The sequence below is a fragment of the Serratia sp. S4 genome, from assembly GCF_000347995.1.
Taxonomy (GTDB): domain Bacteria; phylum Pseudomonadota; class Gammaproteobacteria; order Enterobacterales; family Enterobacteriaceae; genus Serratia; species Serratia quinivorans.
Genome location: NZ_KB661120.1, coordinates 664,505 through 690,317 on the forward strand (window position 1 = coordinate 664,505; position 25,813 = coordinate 690,317).

22 protein-coding genes are annotated in these 25,813 nt (G+C 55.9%); 14 read left to right on the forward strand and 8 right to left on the reverse strand.

Going from position 1 to position 25,813, the window contains the following annotated elements:
• The first annotated feature begins 264 nt into the window (after positions 1–264).
• The 7 genes from SERS4_RS0103765 (at position 265) to yjjJ (ending at position 9,438) form a co-directional block, all read left to right on the forward strand.
• A complete protein-coding gene (locus tag SERS4_RS0103765; RefSeq protein WP_026142185.1) occupies positions 265–1,815 on the forward strand; it encodes a bifunctional UDP-sugar hydrolase/5'-nucleotidase in 1,551 nt (516 codons plus the stop codon).
• Positions 1,816–2,036: 221 nt separating this feature from the next.
• Entirely contained in the window at positions 2,037–3,314 is a 1,278-nt protein-coding gene (locus SERS4_RS0103770; protein ID WP_017891546.1) for a NupC/NupG family nucleoside CNT transporter, read from the forward strand.
• A gap of 372 nt (positions 3,315–3,686) precedes the next feature.
• On the forward strand, positions 3,687–4,466 hold the full coding sequence (deoC, locus tag SERS4_RS0103775; protein WP_012005113.1) for a deoxyribose-phosphate aldolase: 780 nt from the start codon (positions 3,687–3,689) through the stop codon (positions 4,464–4,466).
• A gap of 69 nt (positions 4,467–4,535) precedes the next feature.
• The gene (gene deoA, locus SERS4_RS0103780; protein WP_012005114.1) at positions 4,536–5,858 is read left to right on the forward strand and encodes a thymidine phosphorylase; all 1,323 of its coding nucleotides are present in this window, start codon (positions 4,536–4,538) and stop codon (positions 5,856–5,858) included.
• Between the two features lie 69 nt (positions 5,859–5,927).
• Positions 5,928–7,151: a phosphopentomutase gene (gene deoB / locus SERS4_RS0103785; RefSeq protein ID WP_012005115.1), complete on the forward strand. Its 1,224-nt coding sequence runs from the start codon at positions 5,928–5,930 to the stop codon at positions 7,149–7,151.
• Positions 7,152–7,222: 71 nt separating this feature from the next.
• Positions 7,223–7,954 (forward strand): purine-nucleoside phosphorylase, encoded by a 732-nt coding sequence (gene deoD, locus SERS4_RS0103790; protein ID WP_012005116.1) that lies wholly within the window; start codon positions 7,223–7,225, stop codon positions 7,952–7,954.
• A 140-nt stretch (positions 7,955–8,094) separates the two neighbouring features.
• On the forward strand, positions 8,095–9,438 hold the full coding sequence (yjjJ, locus tag SERS4_RS0103795) for a type II toxin-antitoxin system HipA family toxin YjjJ (protein ID WP_026142187.1): 1,344 nt from the start codon (positions 8,095–8,097) through the stop codon (positions 9,436–9,438).
• Here yjjJ and SERS4_RS0103800 read toward each other — a convergent pair.
• Complete coding sequence (locus SERS4_RS0103800; RefSeq protein WP_012005118.1) at positions 9,435–10,139, reverse strand: YtjB family periplasmic protein; 705 nt, start codon at positions 10,137–10,139, stop codon at positions 9,435–9,437. The genes yjjJ and SERS4_RS0103800 overlap by 4 nt on opposite strands.
• A 104-nt stretch (positions 10,140–10,243) precedes the next feature.
• Between SERS4_RS0103800 and serB the strand changes: the two genes are divergently transcribed.
• The 3 genes from serB to nadR all read left to right on the forward strand — a co-directional run bounded on the left by serB (position 10,244) and on the right by nadR (position 13,985).
• On the forward strand, positions 10,244–11,221 hold the full coding sequence (gene serB / locus SERS4_RS0103805) for a phosphoserine phosphatase (protein ID WP_012005119.1): 978 nt from the start codon (positions 10,244–10,246) through the stop codon (positions 11,219–11,221).
• A 62-nt stretch (positions 11,222–11,283) separates the two neighbouring features.
• Positions 11,284–12,669 carry a DNA repair protein RadA gene (radA, locus tag SERS4_RS0103810; RefSeq protein WP_012005120.1) on the forward strand — a complete coding sequence of 462 codons (1,386 nt, stop codon included), beginning with the start codon at positions 11,284–11,286 and terminating at the stop codon, positions 12,667–12,669.
• A 56-nt stretch (positions 12,670–12,725) separates the two neighbouring features.
• The gene (gene nadR / locus SERS4_RS0103815) at positions 12,726–13,985 is read left to right on the forward strand and encodes a multifunctional transcriptional regulator/nicotinamide-nucleotide adenylyltransferase/ribosylnicotinamide kinase NadR (protein WP_012005121.1); all 1,260 of its coding nucleotides are present in this window, start codon (positions 12,726–12,728) and stop codon (positions 13,983–13,985) included.
• A 36-nt stretch (positions 13,986–14,021) separates the two neighbouring features.
• On the opposite strand, the gene SERS4_RS0103820 is transcribed toward nadR, so the two are convergent.
• Positions 14,022–15,023: a zinc-binding alcohol dehydrogenase family protein gene (locus SERS4_RS0103820; RefSeq protein ID WP_017891548.1), complete on the reverse strand. Its 1,002-nt coding sequence runs from the start codon at positions 15,021–15,023 to the stop codon at positions 14,022–14,024.
• A gap of 98 nt (positions 15,024–15,121) precedes the next feature.
• On the opposite strand from SERS4_RS0103820, the gene SERS4_RS0103825 reads away from it, so the two are divergent.
• Positions 15,122–16,033 (forward strand): LysR family transcriptional regulator, encoded by a 912-nt coding sequence (locus SERS4_RS0103825; protein ID WP_026142188.1) that lies wholly within the window; start codon positions 15,122–15,124, stop codon positions 16,031–16,033.
• Between the two features lie 180 nt (positions 16,034–16,213).
• On the opposite strand, the gene ettA is transcribed toward SERS4_RS0103825, so the two are convergent.
• The 4 genes from ettA to SERS4_RS0103845 form a co-directional block, all read right to left on the reverse strand.
• The gene (ettA, locus tag SERS4_RS0103830; protein WP_012005124.1) at positions 16,214–17,881 is read right to left on the reverse strand and encodes an energy-dependent translational throttle protein EttA; all 1,668 of its coding nucleotides are present in this window, start codon (positions 17,879–17,881) and stop codon (positions 16,214–16,216) included.
• A gap of 140 nt (positions 17,882–18,021) precedes the next feature.
• Complete coding sequence (locus SERS4_RS0103835; RefSeq protein ID WP_017891551.1) at positions 18,022–18,519, reverse strand: OmpA family protein; 498 nt, start codon at positions 18,517–18,519, stop codon at positions 18,022–18,024.
• Between the two features lie 36 nt (positions 18,520–18,555).
• Positions 18,556–19,803, reverse strand: a complete 1,248-nt coding sequence (locus SERS4_RS0103840) for a diguanylate cyclase domain-containing protein (RefSeq protein ID WP_012005126.1) — start codon at positions 19,801–19,803, stop codon at positions 18,556–18,558.
• Positions 19,800–20,414: a YfiR family protein gene (locus tag SERS4_RS0103845; protein ID WP_017891552.1), complete on the reverse strand. Its 615-nt coding sequence runs from the start codon at positions 20,412–20,414 to the stop codon at positions 19,800–19,802. The genes SERS4_RS0103840 and SERS4_RS0103845 overlap by 4 nt, the downstream gene beginning before the upstream one ends.
• A gap of 745 nt (positions 20,415–21,159) precedes the next feature.
• On the opposite strand from SERS4_RS0103845, the gene sltY reads away from it, so the two are divergent.
• Both sltY and trpR read left to right on the forward strand, forming a co-directional pair.
• A complete protein-coding gene (sltY, locus tag SERS4_RS0103850; RefSeq protein ID WP_012005128.1) occupies positions 21,160–23,088 on the forward strand; it encodes a murein transglycosylase in 1,929 nt (642 codons plus the stop codon).
• A gap of 55 nt (positions 23,089–23,143) precedes the next feature.
• A complete protein-coding gene (gene trpR, locus SERS4_RS0103855) occupies positions 23,144–23,473 on the forward strand; it encodes a trp operon repressor (RefSeq protein WP_012005129.1) in 330 nt (109 codons plus the stop codon).
• A gap of 18 nt (positions 23,474–23,491) precedes the next feature.
• On the opposite strand, the gene yjjX is transcribed toward trpR, so the two are convergent.
• Entirely contained in the window at positions 23,492–24,031 is a 540-nt protein-coding gene (gene yjjX, locus SERS4_RS0103860; protein WP_012005130.1) for an inosine/xanthosine triphosphatase, read from the reverse strand.
• A gap of 111 nt (positions 24,032–24,142) precedes the next feature.
• Between yjjX and gpmB the strand changes: the two genes are divergently transcribed.
• Positions 24,143–24,790, forward strand: coding sequence for a 2,3-diphosphoglycerate-dependent phosphoglycerate mutase GpmB (gpmB, locus tag SERS4_RS0103865; RefSeq protein WP_012005131.1), 648 nt, complete (start codon positions 24,143–24,145; stop codon positions 24,788–24,790).
• On the opposite strand, the gene robA is transcribed toward gpmB, so the two are convergent.
• On the reverse strand, positions 24,787–25,656 hold the full coding sequence (gene robA / locus SERS4_RS0103870) for an MDR efflux pump AcrAB transcriptional activator RobA (protein ID WP_017891553.1): 870 nt from the start codon (positions 25,654–25,656) through the stop codon (positions 24,787–24,789). The two genes, gpmB and robA, sit on opposite strands and share 4 nt — an antisense overlap.
• Between the last annotated feature and the right edge of the window lie 157 nt (positions 25,657–25,813).

Genomic DNA, 25,813 nt, shown 5'->3' on the forward strand with positions numbered 1-25,813 from the left:
ATCAATAAATGACTCGATAATGGACTGAGTCTTATTTTTCAAATATGACATAATTCACAAAACAAAAGTGGATGCTATGTTTAACTAAGCGCGTCTGTCGTTTTTCATTCATATTTACCCTGTTATATTCAGACGGCAGGGCAGTTAATCTCCAATCATCAGGTATTACAATACACTTAACGCGTTTAAATAAAGGGTGATTCAAAAACCGCATATTGGATCAGGCTGTGCCCTACACATGGATTGAGGGAATATTACGTGAAAATATCAAAGTTTATCTTTCCACTAGTCACAGTGGCATTTTTTACCAGCGCCTCTGTTCAGGCTGTTGACCTTACGATATATCATACCAACGACTTGCATGCCAATGTGCTCCCTTTTAAAGCCCCTTATGTCAGCAAAGAAAAACCAGTGGGGGGATTCGCCAATATTGCCACTATCGTCAAACAGGCCAAAGCCAAAGATGATGGCGTCTTCTTCTTCTTCGATGCCGGGGATTTTTTTACCGGTCCTTATATCAGCACGCTAACGAAGGGTGAGGCTATCATTGATGTGATGAATCAAATGTCGTTTGATGCTGTTTCTATCGGTAATCATGAATTTGATCATGGTGTACCTAATATGATTCAGCAGATGAATAAGGCCACCTTTCCTGCGTTATTAGGCAACCTGTTCTATGAAAATAGCGATAAACCGGTGTGGGATAAACCCTGGGTTATTTTGGAGAAGGCCGGCGTTAAGGTTGGCGTGATTGGTTTGCATGGGAAATTCGCTTTCTACGATACGGTAAATAAAAATATGCGCAAGGGTGTCGAGATGCGCGACGAAGTGGAATACCTGAATAAATATCTTGGACAGATCCGCGACAAGGTAGACATTACCGTATTGTTAATTCATGAAGGCGTGCCGGCACGGCAATCCAGTTTTGGTGCGACGGACGTGAGTCGGCGGTTAAATAAAGACATTGAGTTGGCAAAGCAGGTGCAGGGGCTGGATATCATTATTACCGGTCATGCTCATGTGGGTACGCCGGAACCCATCAAGGTGAACAATACATTAATTGTTTCCACCGATGCCTATGGCATCGATCTGGGAAAACTGGTGCTGAATATTGACGATAAAAGTAAAAAGATCACCGGCTATAAAGGACGGCTAATCAATATTTACGCTGGCGATGTTGAACCCGATCGGGCAACGGCGGATAAGATCGCGCTATGGACGGATAAGCTGAAAGAGATCACTCAGCAGAAAATTGGTAAGGCCAGTGCAGAATTGACGCGCTCTTATGGTGAGTCTTCTCCCGTAGGCAATATGGTCGGTGATGCCTTTTTAGCCATGGATCCACGGGCGCAATTCGCCTTCGTCAACAGTGGCGGTTTGAGAAGTGAGCTGGCTCAGGGGGAAATTAAACTGGGCGATATTATCACCCTGTTTCCTTTCCCGGACGACTTGAGCTACATGGAAATCAACGGCAAACAGCTACGTTCGTTAATGAATCATGCGGCAAATCTGACCAATGGCATCCTGCAAGTCTCGAAGGGCATCGAGATGAAATACGATAGCCGCAAGCCGCTCAATCAGCGCATCGTCTCGTTAACGGTGCAGGGGCAGCCGCTCAAGGATGACGCCTGGTACCCGATTGTGGTGAATTCATTCCTGGCGACGGGCGGAGATGGGTTCAGCGCCTTTACCGAAGGGCGTAACATCAAGACGGTGGCCGGCAGCGGTGCGGCAGAAGCGGTGGTGGACTATATCAAGTCCCAACCGGAGATCTCTCCCAACGAGCAAAAACGGATTAAGGACGTGGCTCTGTAGCCAATTAGGTCGGTGAGCCAAGGTCATGCAGAGGGATTAAACCGTGATGCATGTCACGTACTTGTGTTTTCTCTTGCGTCTGGTTGTATATATTTGTGACATAAATCGGTGCGGGCGTTGTCCCGCTCCGTATAATCGCTCCCCGAAAACACTCATAAGCAACCCTCGCGGGACAACCGGACAGGGATGCATTTCTTTCTTTCGCAACAGGGATACTTTGCATGCAACTCATCATGAGCCTGGTCGGCATGGCGGCGCTGATCGCCATCGCCGTGCTGCTCTCCAGCAACCGCCGTGCGATTAAGTTTCGCACCGTGGGCTGGGCATTCTTTCTTCAGGTCGCCATCGGCGCACTGGTGCTGTATGTCCCGGTTGGCCGCAGCATTCTCGGCGGCATGTCGGCCGGCGTGGCCAACGTGATTGCCTACGGTAATCAAGGGATTTCATTTATCTTCGGCGGTCTGGTTTCCGACAAGATGTTTGAAGTCTTTGGCGGCGGCGGCTTTGTTTTTGCGCTGCGCGTCCTGCCGGTGATCGTCTTCTTCTCCTCGCTGATTGCGGTGCTTTACTACCTCGGCGTCATGCAACTGGTGATCCGCGTGCTGGGCGGCGGCGTGCAAAAATTGTTGGGTACCTCGCGGACAGAATCGCTGTCGGCTACCGCCAATATCTTTGTTGGCCAAACTGAAGCTCCGCTGGTGGTGCGTCCGTATATCGCCACCATGACCCAATCTGAGTTGTTCACCGTGATGTGTGGCGGCCTGGCCTCGGTGGCCGGTTCGGTGCTGGCAGGTTATGCCCAGATGGGCGTACCGCTGGAATACCTGATTGCGGCTTCGTTCATGGCCGCACCGGGTGGCCTGCTGTTTGCCAAGCTGATGGTGCCGGAAACCGAAAAAACCCACGACAGGGACGATGCAACGAAGTTGATCGCGGAAGAGGACCGCCCGGCCAACGTGATTGACGCAGCGGCTTCCGGTGCAGCTTCCGGCATGCAGTTGGCGCTGAACGTGGGCGCAATGCTGCTGGCGTTTATCGCGCTGATCGCCCTGTTGAACGGCATTCTCGGCGGTATTGGCGGCTGGTTCGACTATCCGCAGCTGTCGCTGGAGCTGATCCTCGGTTGGGTGTTCTCACCTATTGCCTTCCTGATCGGCGTGCCATGGCATGAAGCGATGACCGCCGGTTCGTTTATCGGCCAGAAGATCATCGTGAATGAATTTGTTGCCTACATGAACTTTGGTGCTTATTTGCGTCCGGACGACGTGGTGGCGGCAGAGGGGCTGCAGGTGCTGTCGACGCATACCAAGGCGATTATCTCCTTTGCCCTGTGCGGCTTTGCCAACCTGTCATCGGTGGCGATCCTGCTCGGTGGTCTGGGCAGCATGGCACCGAATCGTCGTCACGACATCGCACGTTTCGGTCTGAAAGCCGTGGCGGCGGGGACGCTCTCCAACCTGATGAGCGCGACCATCGCCGGGTTCTTCCTGGCGCTGTAATCCCCGGGCTGTTCTGCATAGGGCAACAGGCTCTATTGCAGGACAGCGCCTATACTTCTAACACGGGCACAGAATGCTGTGTCCGCTGTCTTTGCCCGTTTCTTTAGCGAATTTGTGAACGATATCGCGTTATTTTGTGATGGTCTTCACATATAATTCCGGTCTGTTACAGTGTTATTTCATATAGTGTGACTGTGAACGCGAATTGCCCCTGGCGATCGTGTTCAAATAGCTATTACTGACCCTGCGCGATGCGAAGGGTTATGTGCGGTGAGAAGGATCTCAGTTGCCGATGAGGGACCCGTTCCCCAGCGCTATCTTCAAGGAACCAAGTCCGCTCGCCAACACCCAGGTTCTCAGTTGGAGAGTTTTATGACCGAATTAACCGCAGCAGCGCAACGTGCGCTGACCTTAATGGATTTGACCACGCTGAACGATGATGACACCGATGAGAAAGTGATCGCGCTGTGTCGTCAGGCGAACAGCCCGGCCGGGCATACCGCGGCCATCTGCATTTACCCGCGCTTTATTCCGGCGGCGCGCAAGGCCCTGCGTGAGCAGGGGACGCCAGACATCCGCATTGCGACCGTCACCAACTTCCCGCATGGCAACGATGATATCGAGATCGCGCTGGCGGAAACCCGTGCGGCTATCGCTTACGGTGCCGATGAAGTGGACGTGGTGTTCCCATACCGCGCACTGATCGCCGGTAATGAGCAGGTCGGTTTTGAGCTGGTGAAACAGTGCAAACAGGCCTGTCTGGCCGCCAACGTGCTGCTGAAAGTGATCATCGAAACCGGTGAGCTCAAGCAGGCCAATCTGATCCGCAAGGCTTCGGAAATTGCCATCAATGCCGGCGCGGACTTTATCAAGACCTCAACCGGTAAAGTGCCTGTCAACGCGACGCTGGAAAGCGCCGAGCTGATGATGTCGGTGATCCGCGATATGGGCGTCGCCAAGACTGTGGGCTTCAAGCCGGCCGGCGGCGTGCGTACGGCGGAAGATGCACTGCATTACCTGCAACTTGCCGATCGTATTCTGGGTGAAGGCTGGGCCGATGCGCGCCATTTCCGCTTCGGGGCTTCCAGCCTGTTAGCCAGCCTGTTGGCGACGCTGGGCCACGGTGCCGAGCCGTCTGGCAGCGGTTACTGATCGATTCCGTCGGCAAGGCGCGATATGGCGTCTGCCTGCACTCTACATTAGCTAAAACAGGGGGATGCCTTGTTCCTGGCACAAGAAATTATTCGTAAAAAACGTGACGGTCAACCGTTGAGCGAAGCGGAAATCCGCTTTTTCATCAATGGTATCCGTGACAATGTGGTTTCTGAAGGGCAGATCGCGGCGCTGGCGATGACCATTTACTTCCACGATATGACCATGCCGGAGCGCGTGGCGCTCACCATGGCGATGCGTGATTCCGGCACCGTGCTGGACTGGAAAAGCCTGTCGCTGAACGGCCCGCTGGTCGACAAGCATTCTACCGGTGGCGTGGGCGACGTGACTTCGCTGATGCTCGGCCCAATGGTGGCGGCCTGTGGCGGCTACGTGCCGATGATCTCCGGCCGTGGCCTGGGGCATACCGGCGGTACGCTGGACAAGCTGGAAGCGATCCCGGGTTTTAATATTTTCCCGGACGACAATGCCTTCCGTAAGATTATTCAGGACGTGGGCGTGGCGATTATCGGCCAGACCAGCTCGCTGGCACCGGCGGACAAGCGCTTCTACGCAACCCGTGATATTACCGCCACGGTGGATTCTATCCCGCTGATCACCGCCTCAATTCTGGCGAAGAAGCTGGCGGAAGGGCTGGATGCGTTGGTGATGGACGTTAAAGTCGGTTCCGGTGCCTTTATGCCAACCTACGCATTGTCGGCCGATCTGGCACAGGCGATTGTGGGCGTGGCTAACGGCGCAGGCTGCAAAACCACCGCGTTGCTGACTGACATGAACCAGGTGCTGGCTTCCAGCGCCGGTAATGCGGTTGAAGTTCGCGAAGCGGTGCGCTTCCTGACCGGTGAATACCGTAACCCACGCCTGCTGGAAGTGACCATGGCACTGTGCGTGGAAATGCTGCTTTCCGGTGGCCTGGCGAAAGATGACGCCGATGCGCGTGCCAAACTGCAGGCGGTGCTGGACAATGGTAAAGCGGCGGAAGTGTTTGGTCGCATGGTGGCGGCGCAACAGGGCCCGACCGATTTCGTCGAGCGCTACGACAGCTACCTGCCGGCGGCCACCCTGAGTAAACCGGTTTACGCCGAAAAACAGGGTATCATCAGTGCGATGGATACCCGTGCGCTGGGCATGGCTGTGGTATCGCTGGGCGGCGGCCGTCGTCGCGCGACCGACAATATCGACTACAGCGTCGGCCTGACCGGCATGGCCCGTCTGGGCGATAAAGTCGATACCCAGCAGCCGCTGGCGGTGATCCACGCTAACGACGAAGAAAGCTGGCAGCAGGCGGCCGAAGAGGTGCGCAGTGCGATGGTGCTGAGTGACAAAGCGCCGGAAGTGACGCCAGTCGTTTATAAGCGTATCACTGAATAATTAACGAATCAGGAGTGGCAGCGGCGTTTTCGCTGTCGCCCACAGCGTGAGAACACGCAGGAGAGCATGATGAAACGCACATTTATTATGGTATTAGACTCATTCGGTATTGGCGCAAGTGAAGATGCGGCGAAATTTGGCGATCAGGGTTCCGATACTCTGGGCCACATTGCCGAGGTTTGTGCTCGCGGTGAAGCCAACGTGGGCCGTCAGGGCCCGTTGACCCTGCCTAACCTGAGCCGTCTGGGCCTGGGTAAAGCGGCGGAAGAATCCACCGGTACCTTCCCGCAGGGGCTGGACCGCAATGCGGATATCATTGGCGCCTATGCTCACGCCAGCGAACTCTCTTCCGGTAAGGATACGCCTTCAGGCCACTGGGAAATTGCCGGCGTGCCGGTATTGTTCGACTGGGGCTATTTCAGCGATGAGCACAACAGTTTCCCGCAGGAGCTGCTGGACAAGCTGGTTGAGCGCGCCAATCTGCCGGGTTACCTCGGCAACTGCCACTCTTCCGGCACCGTGATCCTCGACCAGTTGGGCGAAGAGCACATGAAAACCGGCAAACCGATTTTCTACACCTCTGCCGACTCGGTCTTCCAGATCGCCTGTCACGAAGAGACCTTCGGCCTGGACCGTCTGTATGAGCTGTGTGAAATCGCCCGTGAAGAACTGACCGAAGGCGGTTATAACATTGGCCGCGTGATCGCGCGTCCGTTCCTGGGCGACAAGCCGGGCAACTTCCAGCGTACCGGTAACCGTCATGACCTGGCAGTAGAGCCACCGGCGCCAACCGTGCTGAAAAAGCTGGTGGACGAGAAGGGCGGCGAAGTGGTGTCTATCGGTAAAATCGCCGATATCTACGCTAACGTGGGTATCACCAAAAAGGTCAAGGCGACCGGTATCGACGCGCTGTTCGACGCCACCCTGATCGAAATGGAAAAAGCCGGCGACAACACCATTGTGTTCACCAACTTCGTTGATTTTGACTCCTCTTACGGCCACCGCCGTGACGTTGCCGGCTATGCCGCCGCGCTGGAGTTGTTCGACCGTCGCCTGCCGGAGCTGCTGAAACTGGTTAAAGATGAAGACATCATTATCTTCACCGCTGACCACGGCTGTGACCCGACCTGGCCGGGCACCGACCACACCCGTGAACACATCCCGGTCCTGGTTTACGGCCCGAAAGTGAAGCCTGGCTCGCTGGGCCACCGTGAAACTTTCGCCGACATCGGCCAGACCGTTGCCAGCTACTTTGGCGTGTCGCCGATGGATTACGGCAAATCGATGTTCTAAGACTTTGTTAGTGCCGGGCGGTTGCCCGGCGTATTTTTTTATTCATGACGACGATTTAAAGGAAGACAATTATGGCTACGCCGCATATTAATGCTGAAATGGGTGATTTCGCTGACGTAGTACTGATGCCGGGCGATCCGCTGCGTGCAAAATACATCGCGGAAACTTTCCTGGAAGGCGCGGTGGAAGTGAACAACGTGCGTGGCATGCTGGGCTTCACCGGGACCTACAAAGGCCGCAAAATCTCCGTAATGGGTCACGGTATGGGTATCCCGTCCTGCTCCATTTATGCGCGTGAACTGATTGCCGAATTCGGCGTGAAGAAAATCATCCGTGTGGGTTCCTGCGGTGCGGTGCGTGACGACGTTAAACTGCGTGACGTGGTGATCGGCATGGGTGCTTGCACCGATTCCAAAGTGAACCGCATGCGTTTCAAGGATCATGACTACGCGGCAATCGCCGACTTTGACATGGTGCGTAACGCAGTAGACGCAGCGGCAGCGCAGGGTATTCCGGCGCGCGTAGGCAACATCTTCTCCGCTGACCTGTTCTACACGCCAGATCCGGACATGTTCCAGGTTATGAAGAAATACGGCATCCTGGGTGTGGAAATGGAAGCGGCCGGTATCTACGGTGTGGCGGCTGAGCTGTACGAAGAGTTTGGCTGTAAGGCACTGACCATTTGTACCGTTTCTGACCACATCCTGCGTCACGAAGCGACCACCGCGGCAGAACGTCAGACCACCTTTAACGAAATGATCGTTATCGCGCTGGAATCTGTACTGCTGGGCGACAAAGAGTAATATCCAGCGGGCGCAGCACCTTGCTGCGCCCCTGTAGCAATCTATTCACCTTTCCTAAATCATTTCCTGCAAATACTTTACCTGACAGCTAATTAGCGCTATTACTCTATTCATAAATCTATTCACGAATCTATTCATCTATGACGGGCATCGAGCAATTACTACGTAATGGCCCAGCGACATCTACAGCACTTACTGAAGCGCTGGGTATCAGTCAACCGACATTATCGCGCCGTATTCGCAATTTGGCAGGAAGCGTACTGGTGATGGGCAAAGGCCGGGCCACCCGCTATGCGTTGCTCAGAAGCGTGGCAGGTGAAGGGCAGTTTCCGCTGTATCAGGTGGATGAGCAGGGTAAGGCACATAAGTTTGCCACGCTTTATCCTGTCTATCCGGCTGAAGGATGCGCGGTACAAAATGAGCAAAATGGTGAATGGCAACTTTATGATGGTTTGCCTTGGTATCTGAACGATCTGCGGCCGATAGGTTTTCTTGGCCGGGCATGGGGGAAGGCGGTTTCTCAAGTATTGCGCCTGCCGGAAGATACTCTGCTTTGGAACGAAGAGCAGCGACTGTGGGCGCTTTGTCACTTTGGTGACGACATGAGCGGTAACCTGCTGCCTGGCAACGGCAGCTATCAACGCTGGCTGGTACATGACCTGGAGCCGGCAGTGCCGATGGCGGAAAAAACAGCCCGTTACGCAGAGCTGGCTGAGAAGGCGCTTGCAGGGGAACTGGTCGGGTCTTCTGCCGGTGGTGAGCAACCCAAGTTTATTGCTTATGCTGAACTGAGGGACGAGCGACAAGGTCATGTATTGGTTAAATTCAGTACGGCCCCGGAAAACCCCAATGCGCAGCGTTGGAGTGATTTGCTGATCGCAGAGTCACTGGCGTTACAGGTCGTGGCGGAAGCGGGGTTGCCTGCGGCACGAAGTGAAATCTTGTTGGGTGAAAATCAGCAGTGTTTTCTGGAAATTGAACGGTTCGATCGCATCGGCCCGTTTGGCCGGGTGGCGATGGTTTCACTCGAAGCATTAGATGCCGAGTTTAGCGGTAGCGGCAATGCCAATTGGGTTACGGCGGCGCAAGGGTTATTGCAGCATGGTGTGATAGACAACCCCACCTGTCAGAGAATGGCTCTGTATTGGGCATTCGGCAGGTTGATTGCCAATAGCGATATGCATCAGGGGAACTTGTCGTTTCTGCACCCCGAACAGCGGCCGGTGGTTTTAGCCCCTTTGTATGACATGTTGCCGATGGCATTTGCGCCAACCAGCAGCGGTAATATGCGCCATCAAGCGTTGGAAATCCGATTGGGTCATGAAGTCAGCGGTGCCGTTTGGCGGCAGGCGGAATTGATGGCGCTGGAGTTTTGGCAACGTGTGGCACGGCATACACTTATCAGCGAAGATTTTCGCGTTATCGCCGACCAGATGCTGGCACAGGTTCAGGGGCTGAACGAGCGTATTCAGCGAATGGCTTAAGAACCGCTCTCGGGCTTCTTCTCTTCTTCTTTATTCGCATCCGGCCGCGCGTCGTCATCGTCATTTTCTACCGTGTTACCTTCTTCCAATGGTGTATTGGCGGTCAGCAGGTACGGCGATTGCTGCCAGCGGCTGCGACGGTGTTGCAGTAGCGTACGCGCCAGAATAATGCCGATGGCCAGAGCCAGCAGGATCATCAGGCGCAGCAGGTTGGTGGTGTTATCCACCTGTTTGGATTCGGTCGCCAGTACGTGGGTATCCAGCGTGATGCGGATAAAGCCGATTGGGCCGTCTTTGCCCTGAATGGACTCGACCAGTTGATGATTGAAGTAGCTGCCGGCGCGTTTACCGTCGAGCGACAAACGATCGCGTATACTTATCTGTTCACCGGCGTGGGAAACCAACGTGCCGTCGAGCTGATAGACGCTGGCGTCCAGAATGCGGCTGCCCCCGGTGAGCTGTTTGAGGATGGCGTCGATGCGCTGGTTATCGACGTCGCTGTCGTCGTCCATCAGCGGTGCCAGGCTGGAGGCCACCTGTTTGGTCAGCGTTTGCGCCAGTTCTTCCACCTGTTCGGATCGCGCCAGTTGGTGACTCAGGCTAAAATAGGACGCGCCCTGCATCAACAGTACCAGCAAAGCCAGGCAAATCAGGATAATAGCGGTGCGGTGCAGGCGAAATTTCAGTTTAGCGCGAGCCATGCAGGTTCCTTGGGCATCTTGGACACTTTATGTTGCCAGAAGCAATGGCGATAGGATAGCTTGATGCGTCGTTTTATCATGCAGTGTTTTTTCAGGAGTTAAGGATGTCGAATAGTCTGACCTATTGCGATCTCCCGGCAGAGATCTCTCAATGGCCGGGTCTTCCCCTTTCGCTGAGCGGTGACGAAGTGATGCCGCTGGATTATCGGGCGGGTCATACCGGTTGGCTATTATATGGCAGAGAACTGAACAAAACGCGCATTACCGATTTCCAGCGCAAGCTGGGTGCGGCGATGGTGATTGTTACCGCCTGGTGCGTCGAGGACTATCAGGTGGTGCGTCTGGCTGGCACCCTGACGGCACGCGCCAAGCTGTTGGCGGCGGAGAGCGGCCTGGATGTGGCACCGCTTGGCAAAATTCCTCATTTGCGCACCCCTGGGCTGCTGGTGATGGATATGGACTCTACGGCGATAGAAATTGAATGCATCGACGAGATCGCCAAACTGGCAGGCGTCGGTGAGCAAGTGTCTGAAGTCACCGAACGTGCGATGCGGGGTGAACTGGATTTTACCGCCAGCCTGCGCCAACGCGTCGGCACGCTGAAAGGCGCCGATGCCAATATCCTCAAGCAGGTGCGCGATGAGCTGCCACTGATGCCTGGGCTGGTCAACCTGGTGCGCAAGCTGCAGGCGATGGACTGGCATGTGGCGATCGCTTCCGGCGGTTTCACCTATTATGCCGAGTACCTGCGCGATAAACTAAAATTGGTGGCGGTGGCGGCTAATGAGCTGGAAATTCGCGACGGCAAGCTGACCGGTGAAGTGCTGGGACCGATAGTCGATGCGCAGTTTAAAGCCGATACGCTGGTCGCACTGGCAGAAAAACTGGGTATTCCGCCGCAGCAAACCGTGGCCATCGGCGACGGTGCCAACGATTTAAAAATGATGCAGGTTGCCGGGTTGGGCATTGCCTATCACGCCAAACCGAAAGTCTATGAGAAGGCGCAGGTGTCGATTCGCCATGCTGACCTGATTGGCGTGCTGTGTGTACTGACCGGCAGCCTGAAACACGAAGTTCGCTAAAGTTGACCCTGATCCGGCGATAATGCCAGACAGCGGCAATGTGGTAAAAACAGAGGTAATACGTGGCAAAAGCAGCAAAACGGGCGTTTGTATGTAATGAGTGCGGGGCCGATTATCCGCGCTGGCAGGGGCAGTGCAGCGCTTGCCACGCCTGGAACAGCATTACAGAAGTGCGTCTGGCTGCGGTGTCTTCCTCTTCTCGCAATGAGCGCCTGAGCGGCTACGCCGGCGATGCCGGCATCAGCAAGGTGCAAAAGCTGTCGGACATCAGCCTGGATGAGCTACCGCGTTTCTCCACCGGTTTCCTTGAGTTTGACCGGGTGCTGGGGGGCGGGGTGGTGCCGGGCAGTGCGATCCTGATCGGCGGTAACCCTGGCGCCGGCAAGAGTACGCTGCTGTTGCAGGTGCTGTGCAAACTGTCCGAACAGATGAAAACCCTGTACGTCACCGGTGAAGAATCATTGCAGCAGGTCGCGATGCGCGCCCACCGTCTCGGCTTACCGACTGGCGGCCTGAATATGCTGTCGGAAACCAGTATCGAGCAGATCTGCCTGATTGCCGAGCAGGAACAGCCGAAACTGATGGTGATTGACTCCATCCAGGTGATGCACATGGCGGACATTCAGTCTTCGCCGGGCAGCGTAGCGCAGGTGCGTGAAACCGCCGCCTACCTGACGCGCTTCGCCAAGACGCGCGGTGTGGCGATTGTGATGGTGGGACACGTCACCAAAGACGGCTCTCTGGCCGGGCCGAAAGTTTTGGAACACTGTATTGACTGCTCGGTGCTGCTGGACGGCGACGCCGATTCGCGTTTTCGTACCCTGCGCAGCCACAAAAACCGCTTTGGTGCGGTGAATGAATTGGGCGTTTTCGCCATGACAGAGCAGGGCCTGCGTGAAGTCAGCAACCCATCGGCCATTTTCCTCAGCCGTGGCGATGAGGTCACTTCCGGCAGTTCGGTGATGGTGGTGTGGGAAGGAACGCGGCCGTTGCTGGTGGAAATTCAGGCGCTGGTGGATCATTCGATGATGTCCAATCCGCGCCGGGTGGCCGTGGGTCTGGAACAAAACCGATTGGCGATCCTGCTGGCGGTGCTGCATCGCCACGGCGGGCTGCAGATGTCGGATCAGGACGTGTTCGTCAACGTGGTTGGCGGGGTGAAAGTCAGTGAAACCAGCGCCGATCTGGCGTTGCTGATGTCGCTGGTGTCCAGCCTGCGCGATCGCCCGCTGCCAAACGATTTGGTGGTGTTTGGCGAAGTGGGGCTGGCGGGGGAGATCCGTCCGGTGCCGAGCGGCCAGGAACGTATTTCCGAAGCGGCGAAACACGGTTTCAAGCGGGCCATCGTGCCACATGCCAACGTACCCAAGAAACCACCGGCCAATATGCAGGTGTTCGGCGTGAAGAAACTGGCGGACGCATTGGACGTGCTGGAACAGTTTTATTAATTGCCACGCGGTGTGCAGATTATGCTATTTTGTTTAGCATATTAAACGGAGGGGCTATGCGGCAATTCGATTACCTGAAGGCGTCGATTAAGCAGAAGAGCTGCACTCTGCAGCAGGTGGCGGATGCCAGTGGCATGACCAAAGGCTATCTCAGCCAGTTACTGAACGACAAAATCAAAAGTCCGAGCGCCCAGAAACTGGAGGCGCTGCACCGCTACCTTGGCCTGGAATTTCCACGGCGTGAGAAAAAGGTCGGCGTGGTGTTTGGTAAATTTTACCCTCTGCACACCGGCCACATTTACCTGATCCAGCGCGCCTGCAGCCAGGTAGATGAGCTGCACGTGATCCTGTGTCACGACGAACCCCGCGACCGTGAGCTGTTCGAAAACAGTTCAATGTCGCAACAGCCGACGGTCAGCGATCGTCTGCGCTGGCTGCTGCAAACCTTCAAGTACCAGAAAAACATCCATATTCATTCCTTCGACGAACAGGGTATTGAACCCTATCCGCATGGCTGGAACGTCTGGAGCGATGGGGTGAAGGCTTTTCTGGAACAGAAAGCCATTGTGCCGAGCTTTATCTATTCCAGCGAAGCGCAGGATGCCCCGCGCTACCGTGAGCATCTGGGGATTGAAACCGTTCTGATTGATCCCGAACGTTCATTTATGAATATCAGCGGCCGCCAGATCCGTCAGGATCCCTTCCTTTATTGGGATTATATTCCAACCGAAGTGAAGCCGTTCTTTGTTCGTACCGTGGCGATCCTCGGCGGTGAGTCGAGCGGCAAATCGACGCTGGTGAATAAGCTGGCAAACATCTTTAACACCACCAGTGCCTGGGAATATGGCCGCGACTATGTGTTCTCGCACCTCGGTGGGGATGAGATGGCGTTGCAGTATTCCGACTACGACAAGATTGCTCTTGGGCAGGCGCAGTACGTCGACTTTGCGGTGAAGTACGCCAATAAAGTGGCCTTTATCGACACCGACTTCGTCACCACTCAGGCCTTTTGTAAAAAGTACGAAGGGCGCGAGCACCCCTTTGTGCAGGCGCTGATCGACGAGTACCGGTTTGATCTGGTGATCCTGCTGGAAAACAACACCCCCTGGGTGGCGGATGGCCTGCGCAGCCTGGGTAACCCCAAGGATCGCAAAGTGTTCCAGCATTTGTTGGAAGAGATGCTGCGGGCCAATAACATCGAGTATGTACACGTGGAGTCCAGCGACTATGACGAACGCTTCCTGCGCTGCGTTGAGCTGGTAAAACAACTGCTGGCGGCCGATGCCAGTCGGCTGCTCGGTGTTGCGGCGGTATAAGCCATCGGGGCGCAGCGTGCTGCGCCCCGTCTGTCATCAGTAAACAATCACCAGTTTGCCCTGCATATGCCCGTCGAGCAGTTTTTTATGCGCGGCGGTCAGGGTGTCGACCGTCAACCCCTGCAAGGTTTCGCTCAGGGTGGTACTCAATTTTCCTTCATCCAGCATTTGCGCCACTTGCTTGAGGATCTCACCCTGTTGGGCGATGTCCGGCGTGGTGAACATGCTGCGAGTAAACATCAACTCCCAATGCAAAGCGGCACTTTTCAACTTCAGCGCATTTTGGTCCAACGGCTGTGCATTTTCGACGATGGTACAGATATGGCCCATTGGCGCAATCAGATCGGAAATCGCTTTCCAGTGCCCGTCGGTGTCGTTCAGGCAAAGAATATAATCCACATTCTCAATGCCCTGCTGCGCCAGATTGGCTTTCAGATCGCGGTAGTCCACCACCAGATCGGCACCGCGCTCCCGGCACCAGGTCGCCGACTCGGGGCGTGATGCAGTCGCAATCACCTTCACCTGACTGCGCTGCGCGGCAAACGGGATCGCCAGCGAACCTACGCCGCCGGCACCGCCGATAATCAACAGGGTTTTACCGGGGGCGGCGTCCTGAATCTTCAGGTGTTCGAACAGCGCTTCCCAGGCGGTCAGGGCGGTCAGCGGCATGGCGGCGGCTTCAGCCCAGTTCAGACTTTGCGGCTTATGGGCGGTAATACGCGAGTCAATCAACTGATGGGTAGTGTTGCTGCCTGGGCGGGTGATATCACCGGCGTACCAGACTTCATCACCGGGTTTGAAACCGCTGACGCTGCTGCCCACTTCGACCACGATACCGCTGGCATCCCAACCGAGAATACGGGGCTGTTGCAGGCCACTTTTTTGCAGGCCGGCATGGACCTTGGTATCCACCGGGTTGACCGACACCGCTTTGACTTCAACCAATAAATCGTACTGACCTGGGGTGGGTTTTTCCGGGCTGATTGCAATGAAGTTGGCGGGGTTTTTCGGGTCTACGGCAATGGCTTTAATCGACATGACTGTGCTCCTTTCGAATGAATACCCTCAGTGTAGACCTGTTGGCAGTTGATGATAAGATGGACAATAACTAACTGAGTGTTCGTTTGAGGTGAACAATGAGGTTTAAACAGCTTCAGGATATGGCGTTGTTTGCGCTGGTGGCTGAATGTGGCAGCTATACCGCCGCCGCCAAACGGGCTGCCTTGCCAAAGTCCAGCGTCAGCCAGCGCATTAGTCAGTTGGAACAGACGCTGGGCCTGCGGCTGTTAAACCGCACCACCCGTCAGCTCAATCTGACCTTTGCCGGTGAACGCTATCTGGAACACTGCCAGGAGATGCTGTCCGCCGCCGAACGGGCCGATCTGGCGCTGCAACGGCTGCGTGATAACCCCAGTGGGCGGTTGCGCATCTCAACCCCCGCAGGGTTGGGGGCGACCTTGCTGGCGCGTCTGGCGGCGGATTTCCAGCGGCAATATCCGGATGTCTCGCTGGAGGTGTCGGTATCTGATGCCATGGTAGATATGGTGCAGGAGGGGTTTGATGCCGCGCTGCGAACCGGTAAGCCTCAGGATTCTTCACTGATTGGCCGTCGTTTGGGGCATGCGCCACGTTATTTGCTGGCGTCACCGGCCTATCTGGCGCAGTCCCCGCAGATTGTCGATCCGCAACAGTTGCAGCAGCACCGCTGTATTGCACACAGCTCCTGGCCGGTCTGGAGTCTGCGTCGGGGCGACGAGTATTTCCGTTGGCAGCTGCCGATGCGACATGTTACCGATAATCTGCTGTACGCGCGGGAATGTGCGATTGCTGGGGCAGGGATAACCCTCTTGCCGGCATTTCTTAGCCGTGAGGTGGTGGCGCAGAAGCAATTGGTGGAGGTATTGCCGGAATGGCAGGCGGAAGGCAATGAGCTGTATCTGGTTTATCCAAGCCGCAAGCTGAATTCACCGGCGCTGGCCTGTTTTATCGACGTGGTATTGCAACACCCGGTGTTTGACGATTATGCCCGCGAGCTGGCGTGGGAATAAAAAAAGCGCCGCAGGCGGCGCTTCAGACTACTGACAAAGCCCGTTATTAGGGAGAGCGTGCCGAAGGGGTCGTAGCGGCTTGCCCGCCGGAGTGCCCCTCGGTGCGCTAGGCCCGAGTATCTCGGTTTCAAAGACAACTCAGTCATCAAACTCAAGCGCCGCATGCGGCGCTTTCCGGGATTACTTGGCGATTCGCTTGTACTTGATACGGTGTGGTTCAAGCGCTTCGGCACCTAGCGTCCGTTTCTTGTACTCTTCGTATTCGGTAAAGTTACCTTCGAAGAATTCCACATTGCCTTCATCCTGATAATCCAGAATGTGGGTGGCGATGCGGTCAAGGAACCAACGGTCGTGCGAGATGACCATCGCACAGCCTGGGAATTCCAACAGGGCGTTTTCCAACGCGCGCAGGGTTTCGATATCCAGGTCGTTGGTCGGTTCATCGAGCAGCAATACGTTGCCGCCAACCTGCAGCAGCTTGGCCAGATGCAGACGACCACGCTCACCACCGGACAATTCGCCGACGCGTTTGCCCTGATCGACACCCTTGAAGTTGAAGCGGCCGACATAGGCACGGCTTGGCATTTCGGTGTTGCCGATACGCATGATGTCCTGGCCGCCGGAAACTTCTTCCCAAACGGTTTTGGAATTATCCATGCTGTCGCGGAACTGATCGACCGAGGCCAGTTTGACGGTGTCACCCAACACGATGCTGCCGGAATCAGGTTGTTCCTGGCCGGACATCATGCGGAACAGCGTAGACTTACCGGCGCCGTTCGGGCCGATAATGCCAACAATCGCGCCTTTCGGTACTGCAAAGGTCAGGTCATCAATCAGCACGCGGTCGCCGTAAGACTTACGCAGGTTACTGACTTCAACCACTTTATCGCCCAGGCGTGCGCCAGGTGGGATAAACAGTTCGTTGGTTTCGTTACGCTTTTGGTATTCGGTGCTGTTGAGCTCTTCAAAGCGAGCCAAACGGGCCTTGCCTTTGGACTGACGGCCTTTGGCGCCCTGACGAACCCACTCCAGCTCTTTCTCGATGGATTTGCGACGTGCGGCTTCGGAAGAGGCTTCCTGCGCCAGACGAGCGTCTTTTTGCTCCAGCCAGGAAGAGTAGTTGCCTTCCCATGGGATACCTTCGCCACGGTCCAGCTCGAGGATCCAGCCGGCCACGTTGTCGAGGAAGTAACGGTCGTGGGTAATGGCCACTACGGTGCCTTCGAAGTCATGCAGGAAGCGTTCCAGCCAGGCCACGGATTCGGCATCCAGGTGGTTGGTCGGTTCGTCCAGCAGCAGCATGTCCGGTTTTTCCAGCAGCAGGCGGCACAGAGCGACACGGCGACGTTCACCACCGGAAAGGTTGGCGATTTTCGCGTCCCACTCCGGCAGGCGCAGCGCATCGGCGGCACGCTCCAGCTGGGTGTTCAGGTTGTGGCCATCATGGGCCTGAATGATCTCTTCCAGGCGGCCCTGCTCAGCGGCCAGCTTGTCGAAATCGGCACCTTCTTCGGCGTACAGTGCGTACACTTCATCAAGGCGTTTCAGCGCACCGACCACTTCTGCCAGCGCCTCTTCGACCGACTCACGGACGGTATGCTCGAGGTTCAGCTGCGGTTCCTGCGGCAGGTAACCGATCTTAATCCCTTGTTGTGGGCGAGCTTCACCTTCGATATCGGTATCGATGCCGGCCATGATGCGCAACAGAGTGGATTTACCCGAGCCGTTCAGACCCAGCACACCAATTTTGGCGCCAGGGAAGAAGCTCAGCGAGATGTTTTTCAGGATGTGACGCTTCGGCGGAACCACTTTGCCGACGCGATGCATGGTATAGACGTATTGAGCCACGGTGCCTCTGCCTCTCTATATCAGTTTTTATAGGATGTCTGGCTGCGGAGTGTAGCCCGTTTCGAAAGCGGATCCCAGACATCACACAGCGATCGCTAAGTATAACCTTTTATGCGCCGGTGAAGGCGCATATTGGTTGCTTAAGGGGTGACGACTATCGCGACGCGGCGGTTTTCCGCCCGGCCGCTGGAGGTGCGGTTATCGGCCACCGGATCGCGTTTACCCATGCCGCGGGTTTCGATGTTGGCACGTGGAATGCCTACGCTGGCGAGCAGATCCGCCACGGCATTGGCGCGACGCAGAGAGAGCTGATCGTTATAGCTGTCTTCACCGTAATTATCCGTATGACCATCCAGACGGAACTGAGTGATACCGACGCTCATCAATGCGCGGCCCATTTTCTGTACCGTGTCGGTACTTTCCGGGTTCAACTTGCCGATGTTATTGCCAAACAGCACTTTGTCGGACAGGCCAAATTCCCAGCCGTTATCGGTCAGCTTGAATCCTTGCGACTGCAACAGGGCAATTTGCTCGGGCGTCAGGCCCTGAGGTTTGCTCTGGCAGCCGGCGAGGGCCAGCAGGGCGATAAACATCATCGCCAGCAGTGAAAAACGGTTTTTTAGTGTTTGCTGTATCATAATCAAAATCCCTAGTTTTATTTTTTAGCCGGGGCCTTATTTTTGTATTGCCAGCCGCCAGCCTCCGTTATAACGATGCTTTGCCTGGTACATCGCATCGTCAGCTTCGTGCAAGAGCCCCTGAGGCGTTACCGCATGCTCGGGGTAAAGTGCAATACCGATACTCAGAGAGGAAATCACCGCCTCATCGTTCGGTAAAATCACCGGTTGGGTCATGCAGTCGATAATGTTATCGGCAATCTGCAGGACATCTTCCGTAGTGTGGACCGGCGCCAACAATACGGCGAATTCATCACCTCCCAAACGTGCCACCAGATCGCTTTCACGCAGCTGCGCGCGAATGCGCCCGGCAATGGTAGTCAACACCACATCGCCTGCGGCATGGCCGTAACTGTCGTTAACTTCCTTGAAACGGTCACCGTCGATAAACAGCACCGCCAGTTTTTCGCTGGGTTTAATGTCCCCCAGCGCACGGCTCAGACGGCCCTCAAAGAAGGCGCGATTCGGCAAGCCGGTCAGGCTGTCGTGGGTGGCCCGGTGAGTCAGTGAGTCATTTTCCTGTTTCAGGTGTGCCTGCCAGGCTTCCAGCTCGTCAAGCAGGCCATTAAAGTCGCTGCTCAGCTCATGCAGTTCGGCAATCGGCGCCGACGGCACCCGCAGGCCAAAGGCGCGATCGCGACGTACCGCATGCGCGACATTGGCGATGTCATCCAGAGAACGGACAATGCCCACCAGCATGCGGCGGGAAAGCACCAGCGCACACAGGGTACTGAGCACCAGGCAGGCGATCATGCCGATCATGCCGCGCAACAGAAAGCGCAGCAGGCTGCCGCCGTGGCCCAGCAGCCAAACTTTGCCGACCTCTTTGCCTTCATGAGTAATCGGCAGGATCACCGGTTCCGGCAGCGCCCAGCGGGCCACGATTTGTTCCATACCGTGCAGCGGGCCATCTTCGGGGTGACGCCAGGTGGCGAGCACTTTGCCGCTGTTGTTCAGAATTCTGGCTTCCGATACCTCCTCTTTGGAGGCGATCAATACCAGCGCCTCACTTGCGGCGGTGCGGTCTTCAAACACCACGGCAGCTTCGACGGTATAGCTGATGGAGCGTGCAATCAGGTGCAGGTTATGGTTGGCATAAGCGCGCAGCGCAAACAGCGCGACCAGCGTCAGGAAAATCCCGGCGGTGCCGACGGCAATCAGCGCCAGCCCAAGATGCACCCGTTGCAGCACCCGGCCCAGCGTCGGGCGCGACTGACCCGATCGGTTCTTGCGCAACCACTTCATAGCGGCGGCACCGGTTTGCGTGCCAGTTGCAGCACGTTGGGGTGAACGCGTACGCCGCTGCGTGCCAGTGCATCTAGGTTCACTTTAAAGCTGGCCTCGTCCCCTTCGAACTGCAGACAAAATGCGTTGCCGGCAGAACACTCCGCATCGTTCTCGCTGATGCTGAGAATCGAATGACCGTTAATGCGCTGGATGAAATTCTGTTTCTGCCCGGCATTGATATTGCCTAAATAAATCACGTCACAGCCGGTGCTCAGCAATGGGCTGTCGAAAGCGATGCGCTCGGCTTTTATTGGCCTGGGCGCGCTAAGCAGGATGGGATCGAACAGTCCGTCGGCATATTGTGTCGGCGCCGTCACGCACAGTCGGATAGGGTTGGGTCCACTCGGCCAGCGGGCATAGCTGATGATGCCGACCACCACAGTGGTGACGGCATGGGTACGATTTTTATATGAATCGCCAGTCTCGGGGTGGGCCAAACCGGGAAATGCCAACAGAGCGAGTAGAAACAGCGATAACAGACGGCCGTTGTCCAGACGTGCGCAAAGGAAACTCATGAATGAGTTTTTTGCGCAGGTCACTAACAACGCGGCATTTTTTGCCATCTTCATCTGCTATTCCTGCCCACGTCCGCAGTACTGTTGCGGCAACATAACGATGAGAAGCCTGACCCGGTCGAAGGGATAATTGTCTTGCTGAAAACTGTCAATCGCACTGCCTGATGAACACTATCTAACCCATAATTGGCGCGGATTGTATTATAAGATATCCCTGTTGCGCGCTTTATGTGCCATTTTCTCGGAATTATCTTAGCCTTTTTTAATAGTATAAAAACGACCACCGGGGTTTGCCAGGCGTTTTCTGCAAAGTTGGCGCGCCAGGCCTGGGTTCTGGCGGTTTGCGCAACTTTTCTGCCCCTCGTTTTGAGTGCGAAATCCTGCGACGGCTAATAATTTCAAATGGCTTGGTTTTATATTGGCGGTGGGGATTAATAATCGCGGGTCCGACCGGTTTTTAGCGTTAGTCCAGGATGAAATGATTAAAACGGCAAAAATTGCCGCCGGCTTTAATTGATTTGTCAGCGAGGGTAAACCTTTTTTACCTGAAGCCCATCGTGACGATAAACTTCTTCTACAGTAGTGAATGGATAGGCGATCCTGCTGTCTATGATAGACGGCTGAGCGGGTTGCTCAGCGTCCCCCTTTTGCTCGGGCGTGCCGGATAGGCGTTATCCCACGACAGAGCGCGAAATACTCGGAGAGCCGGGTTCACCGATCCGTTGGCTGCTGACGTAGCGCGGCAACGGGCTGAAGCGGCTCTGGCAACACCATCAGCATTAGCGAGGAAAGAGTCAGTATGGTCAAGGTAGACAAGTGGCGGTTTTTGGCTGTGGGCCTATGCCTGACGGCATTTTCAAGCGCCGCATTGGCGGATTCCCTGGACGCTCAGCGTCAGCGCTACCTGCAGATCAAGCAGGCGTGGGACAGCAAACAGATGGACGTGGTGGCGCAACTGATGCCGACGCTGCGTGATTACCCGCTTTACCCTTATCTGGAATACCGTGAGCTGACGCAAGATCTCAGCCAGGTCGGATTCTCTGAGGTGAATGACTTTATCAAGCAGCATCCGACGCTGCCACCGGCCAAATCGTTGGCCCCGCGTTTTGTTAATGAACTGGCGCGGCGTGAAGACTGGCGTACCCTGCTGGCCTTCAGCCCGCAGGCACCGAAACCCATTGCTGCGCGTTGCAATTACTACTATGCCAAATGGGCCACTGGCGATCAGACCGCGGCCTGGAGCGGTGTCGACGACATCTGGATGAGCGGTAAATCGCTGCCGGGAGCCTGTGACAAGCTGTTCAGCGTCTGGCAGGGGGCCGGTAAACAAACGCCAACGGCTATTCTGGAACGTATGAAGCTGGCGTTGAAAGAGGGCAACAGTGGCCTGGTGAACAGCCTCTATCGCCAATTGCCGTCAGATTATCAGACCATGGGTGATGCCCTGGTGCGCCTGCAAAACGATCCTGCGACGGTTGAGTCCTTTGCCCGTAGCGTGGGGCCGACCGACTTTACCCGCGCAGCGACCGGCATCGCCTTCGAACGCCTGGCGCGTCAGGATGCGGAAAACGCCCGCGCGATGATCCCAACCCTCGTCCGGCTGCAGAAAATGAGCGACAGCGAGCGGCTGGGGCTGGAGGAAGCGGTGGCATGGCGCCTGATGGGCAGCGATGCGACCTTTGAACAGACCCAGTGGCGCGACAAGGTGATCCTGCGTAGCCAGTCACCGGCACTGCTGGAGCGCCGCGTGCGTATGGCGCTGGGGGCCGGCGATCGCCAGGGGGTGGCGACCTGGCTGGCGCGTCTGCCGACCGAGTCGCGTAATAAGGATGAATGGCGCTATTGGCGTGCGAGCATGTTACTGGACGAAGGCAAACGCAGCGAAGGGGAAGAGATCCTGCGTCGGCTGATGACCGAACGTGGCTTCTACCCGATGGTGGCGGCACAGAAACTGAATACGCCTTACCCGGTGATGGTGGCGGTAGCGGCAAAACCCCGCGCTTCATTAGTGGATGGCCCGGAAATTGCCCGGGTGCGCGAGTTGATGTACTGGAATATGGATAACCTGGCGCGCAGTGAGTGGACTTCCTTCGTGGCCAGTCGCAGCCGCCCGGAACAGGAAGCGCTGGCGCGTTATGCCTTCGAGCAGAAATGGGCCGATCTCAGCGTGCAGGCAACTATTGTCGGCAAAATGTGGGACCACCTTGAGGAACGTTTCCCGGTAGCCTGGCCGCAAGAGTTCCGCGCCGCGACCGATGACAAGGGGATAACGCCGAGTTATGCCATGGCGATTGCTCGTCAGGAGAGCGCCTGGAATCCGAAAGCACAGTCACCGGTAGGGGCCAGCGGCCTGATGCAGGTGATGCCACGTACCGCGCAGCATACCGTGCAGATGTACAATATTCCCGGTTACTCAAGCCCCAGCCAACTGCTTGATCCGCGCGTCAATATTACCATCGGCACCAGCTATCTGGAGTACGTTTACCAGCAATTTGGCCGCAATCGGATCCTGTCATCGGCGGCTTACAATGCCGGTCCGTCTCGGGTGAATACCTGGTTGGGTAACAGTGAAGGGCGGGTTGATGCCGTGGCATTTGTCGAAAGCATCCCGTTCTCGGAAACCCGTTCTTACGTGAAGAACGTGTTGGCATACGACGCATTTTATCGCTATCTCATGCATCGGCCGGCTAAAGTGCTGACCGACGCCGAGTGGCAGAGGCGTTATTGATTTTGACGTCGCTATGGTATGCTGCTGTACTAGTTAAATAGTATGGTGGCTTGCCATGACGCAATTATCGCTTAACGACCCGGCTCTTTCAGAACAAGGTAATGAGGATTGGCTGCGCTTTGTTGCGCTGCTGCAGAATTCGTTTGCCCAGGATCTGCATCAACCGTTGATGCAACTGTTGTTGACGCCGGACGAACGTACGGCTTTAGGCACAAGGGTACGGATTATCCAGGAATTGATGCGCGGTGAGATGAGCCAACGTGAGCTGAAGAATGAACTGGGGGCGGGGATTGCCACTATCACTCGCGGTTCGAACAGCCTGAAGGCAGCGACGCCTGCGCTGAAACAGTGGCTGGAACAGCAGTTGCTGGGCGATGCGCAGTAGCGCCGCGCCCACCGAAGGTTATTTCTGTGCCGCGTTGTTATGGTTCTGGTAGATCGGGTTGTGGAAAGGCACCAGCGCTAGCAGCAGAGCCTGATGGTAAACGCTGGTGCGGCTCAATCGCCCATCGGTAAAGATGCCAATAGCGCCACCCTGGCGTTTCACTTCGGCATTGCCGGTGATGGTTGCCATTTCACTGCCCAATTCGCGGCCGGCGCGAATTCCCTGTAAAATCGTCTCCGGCAGCATCAGGCTGGCTGAGCGCGATTCGCCACGGGTCTGTGGGTTTTCCACCGTCATCCAGGCGAAAGTCATATTCTCTTCGATTCCAGCCTCAACGCCGACCCAAAAGTCGGCCTCAGGGCGTACCTGCCGCGCTTCCATAACACGCTGGCGTGCACCGGTGCGGGTTTCGTGATTACCTATGGGTTGCAGTGAAACGCCACTGGCGACGTCGACCGATTCAATACGGCATTGGTCCTGGCCAAAAGTGTCCTCAAAGGCCAGTTGAATAGCCTTGATCTTTGCCGGGTTGGTAGTTGCAGCGACAACATGATACATAACGGGTTTGGCATCCTTAAGCTAAGAGCCTATTCACTACGTCAGGCGTTTGCGCAAGCGGCATCTGACGACGATAAACTCAGGTTTCACGCAGTATAACGGAAAAGCAAAATGTTACAGGTATACCTCGTTCGCCACGGCGAAACGGAGTGGAATGCGGCTCGCCGCATCCAGGGTCAGTCGGACAGCCCGTTAACCGCCAACGGTGAACATCAGGCTCGCCTGGTTGCCCAGCGCGTCAGCAAACAAGGCATCACACACGTGATTACCAGCGATCTGGGGCGTACCCGTCGCACTGCGCAAATCATCGCGGAGGCTTGCGGTTGCGAGGTGATAAACGACCCGCGTTTGCGTGAGTTGCATATGGGGGTGCTGGAAGAGCGCTTAATCGACAGTCTGACGCCGCAGGAAGAACAGTGGCGCAAGCAGATGGTCGATGGTACTGCCGATGGCCGTATCCCTCAAGGTGAGTCAATGAGCGAGTTGGGCGACCGGATGCGCGAGGCATTGGAAAGTTGCCTGATGTTGCCTGAAGGCAGCAAACCGCTGATTGTCAGCCATGGTATCGCTTTAGGCTGTCTGATCAGTACCGTGCTCGGGCTACCGGCCTATGCCGAGCGCCGCCTGCGTTTACGCAACTGTTCACTGTCGCGAGTCGATCATCAGCAGAGTCCCTGGTTGGCTTCTGGCTGGATCGTCGAAACGGCGGGCGATGTCACGCATCTGGACACGCCCGCGCTGGATGAACTGCAGCGTTAACGGCGGATCGGGATCAAATAGTCGCAGTTGATCTCGGTTGGCGGTTGGGGTGGCCGGCGGTCACCCTTGGGATAAAAGCGCTCAATATCGTGCCCTTTACGGCGCGTGAGTTTGAGTGCCGGCAGGCAAGTGCCATAGAGGGTCAGAATAAAGTCCTGCAGGCCAGAAGCCGGGCCTTCATAGCTGAACATCGCATACTCGCCACCTTGCAACACCAACGGCTGTCCGGCCTGAATTTTCGCCGGTACGTGATGCGGTTCCAGCGCCGTGGTGTACAGCACTTCCTGCTCGTCATCCTTTTCCTGACTCGGACGTGAATGGTGCAGCCCGTATAACACCGGCGGCAGCGACTCTGCTTCGCCCAGATACTGGCGCCAGAACTGTGAACGCAGCTCGGTACGATAGTTGGAAATTTGCTCCAGCGTACAGGAATAGCTCTGCGTCAGGCCAATCAAGTGCTGTTCCGGCATCGTGACAAACTCGGGTTGCGGCAGAGTAAAGGCGCCCAGGCGGATTGGCGGACAAATGCCGAATGAGTTCCAGTCTTCTGCACGGCGATACAGTGCCGGCGTTTGCGCAAACTGTTTTTTAAATGCGCGGGTAAATGTCTGCTGCGAGTCGAAGCGATACTGTAAGGCTATATCCAGAATAGGTCGGCTGGTTAAACGCAGCGCTACCGCAGCCTTGGATAATCTCCTTGCCCGGATATAAGCCCCGATGGCGTTACCGGTAATATCTTTAAACATCCGTTGTAAATGCCATTTAGAGTAACCTGCTTTGGCCGCCACATTGTCCAGTGACAAAGGTTGGTCCAAATGGCTTTCCAGCCAGCTAAGCAGATCACGAATAATACCGGCTTGATCCATAGATCTTCCTCGTAGAGCTTTAGGGTAGGAACCCGAACTGTTTATTCATTACGCTGGTGCTTGCGCTATCAGACCAATCCATGAGCCATTTTGCGTAGCACTCTTTCCTCTTGCCACTGTTGAGCAAGGGTTGGATAGGGGCACACCTTAAACGGGC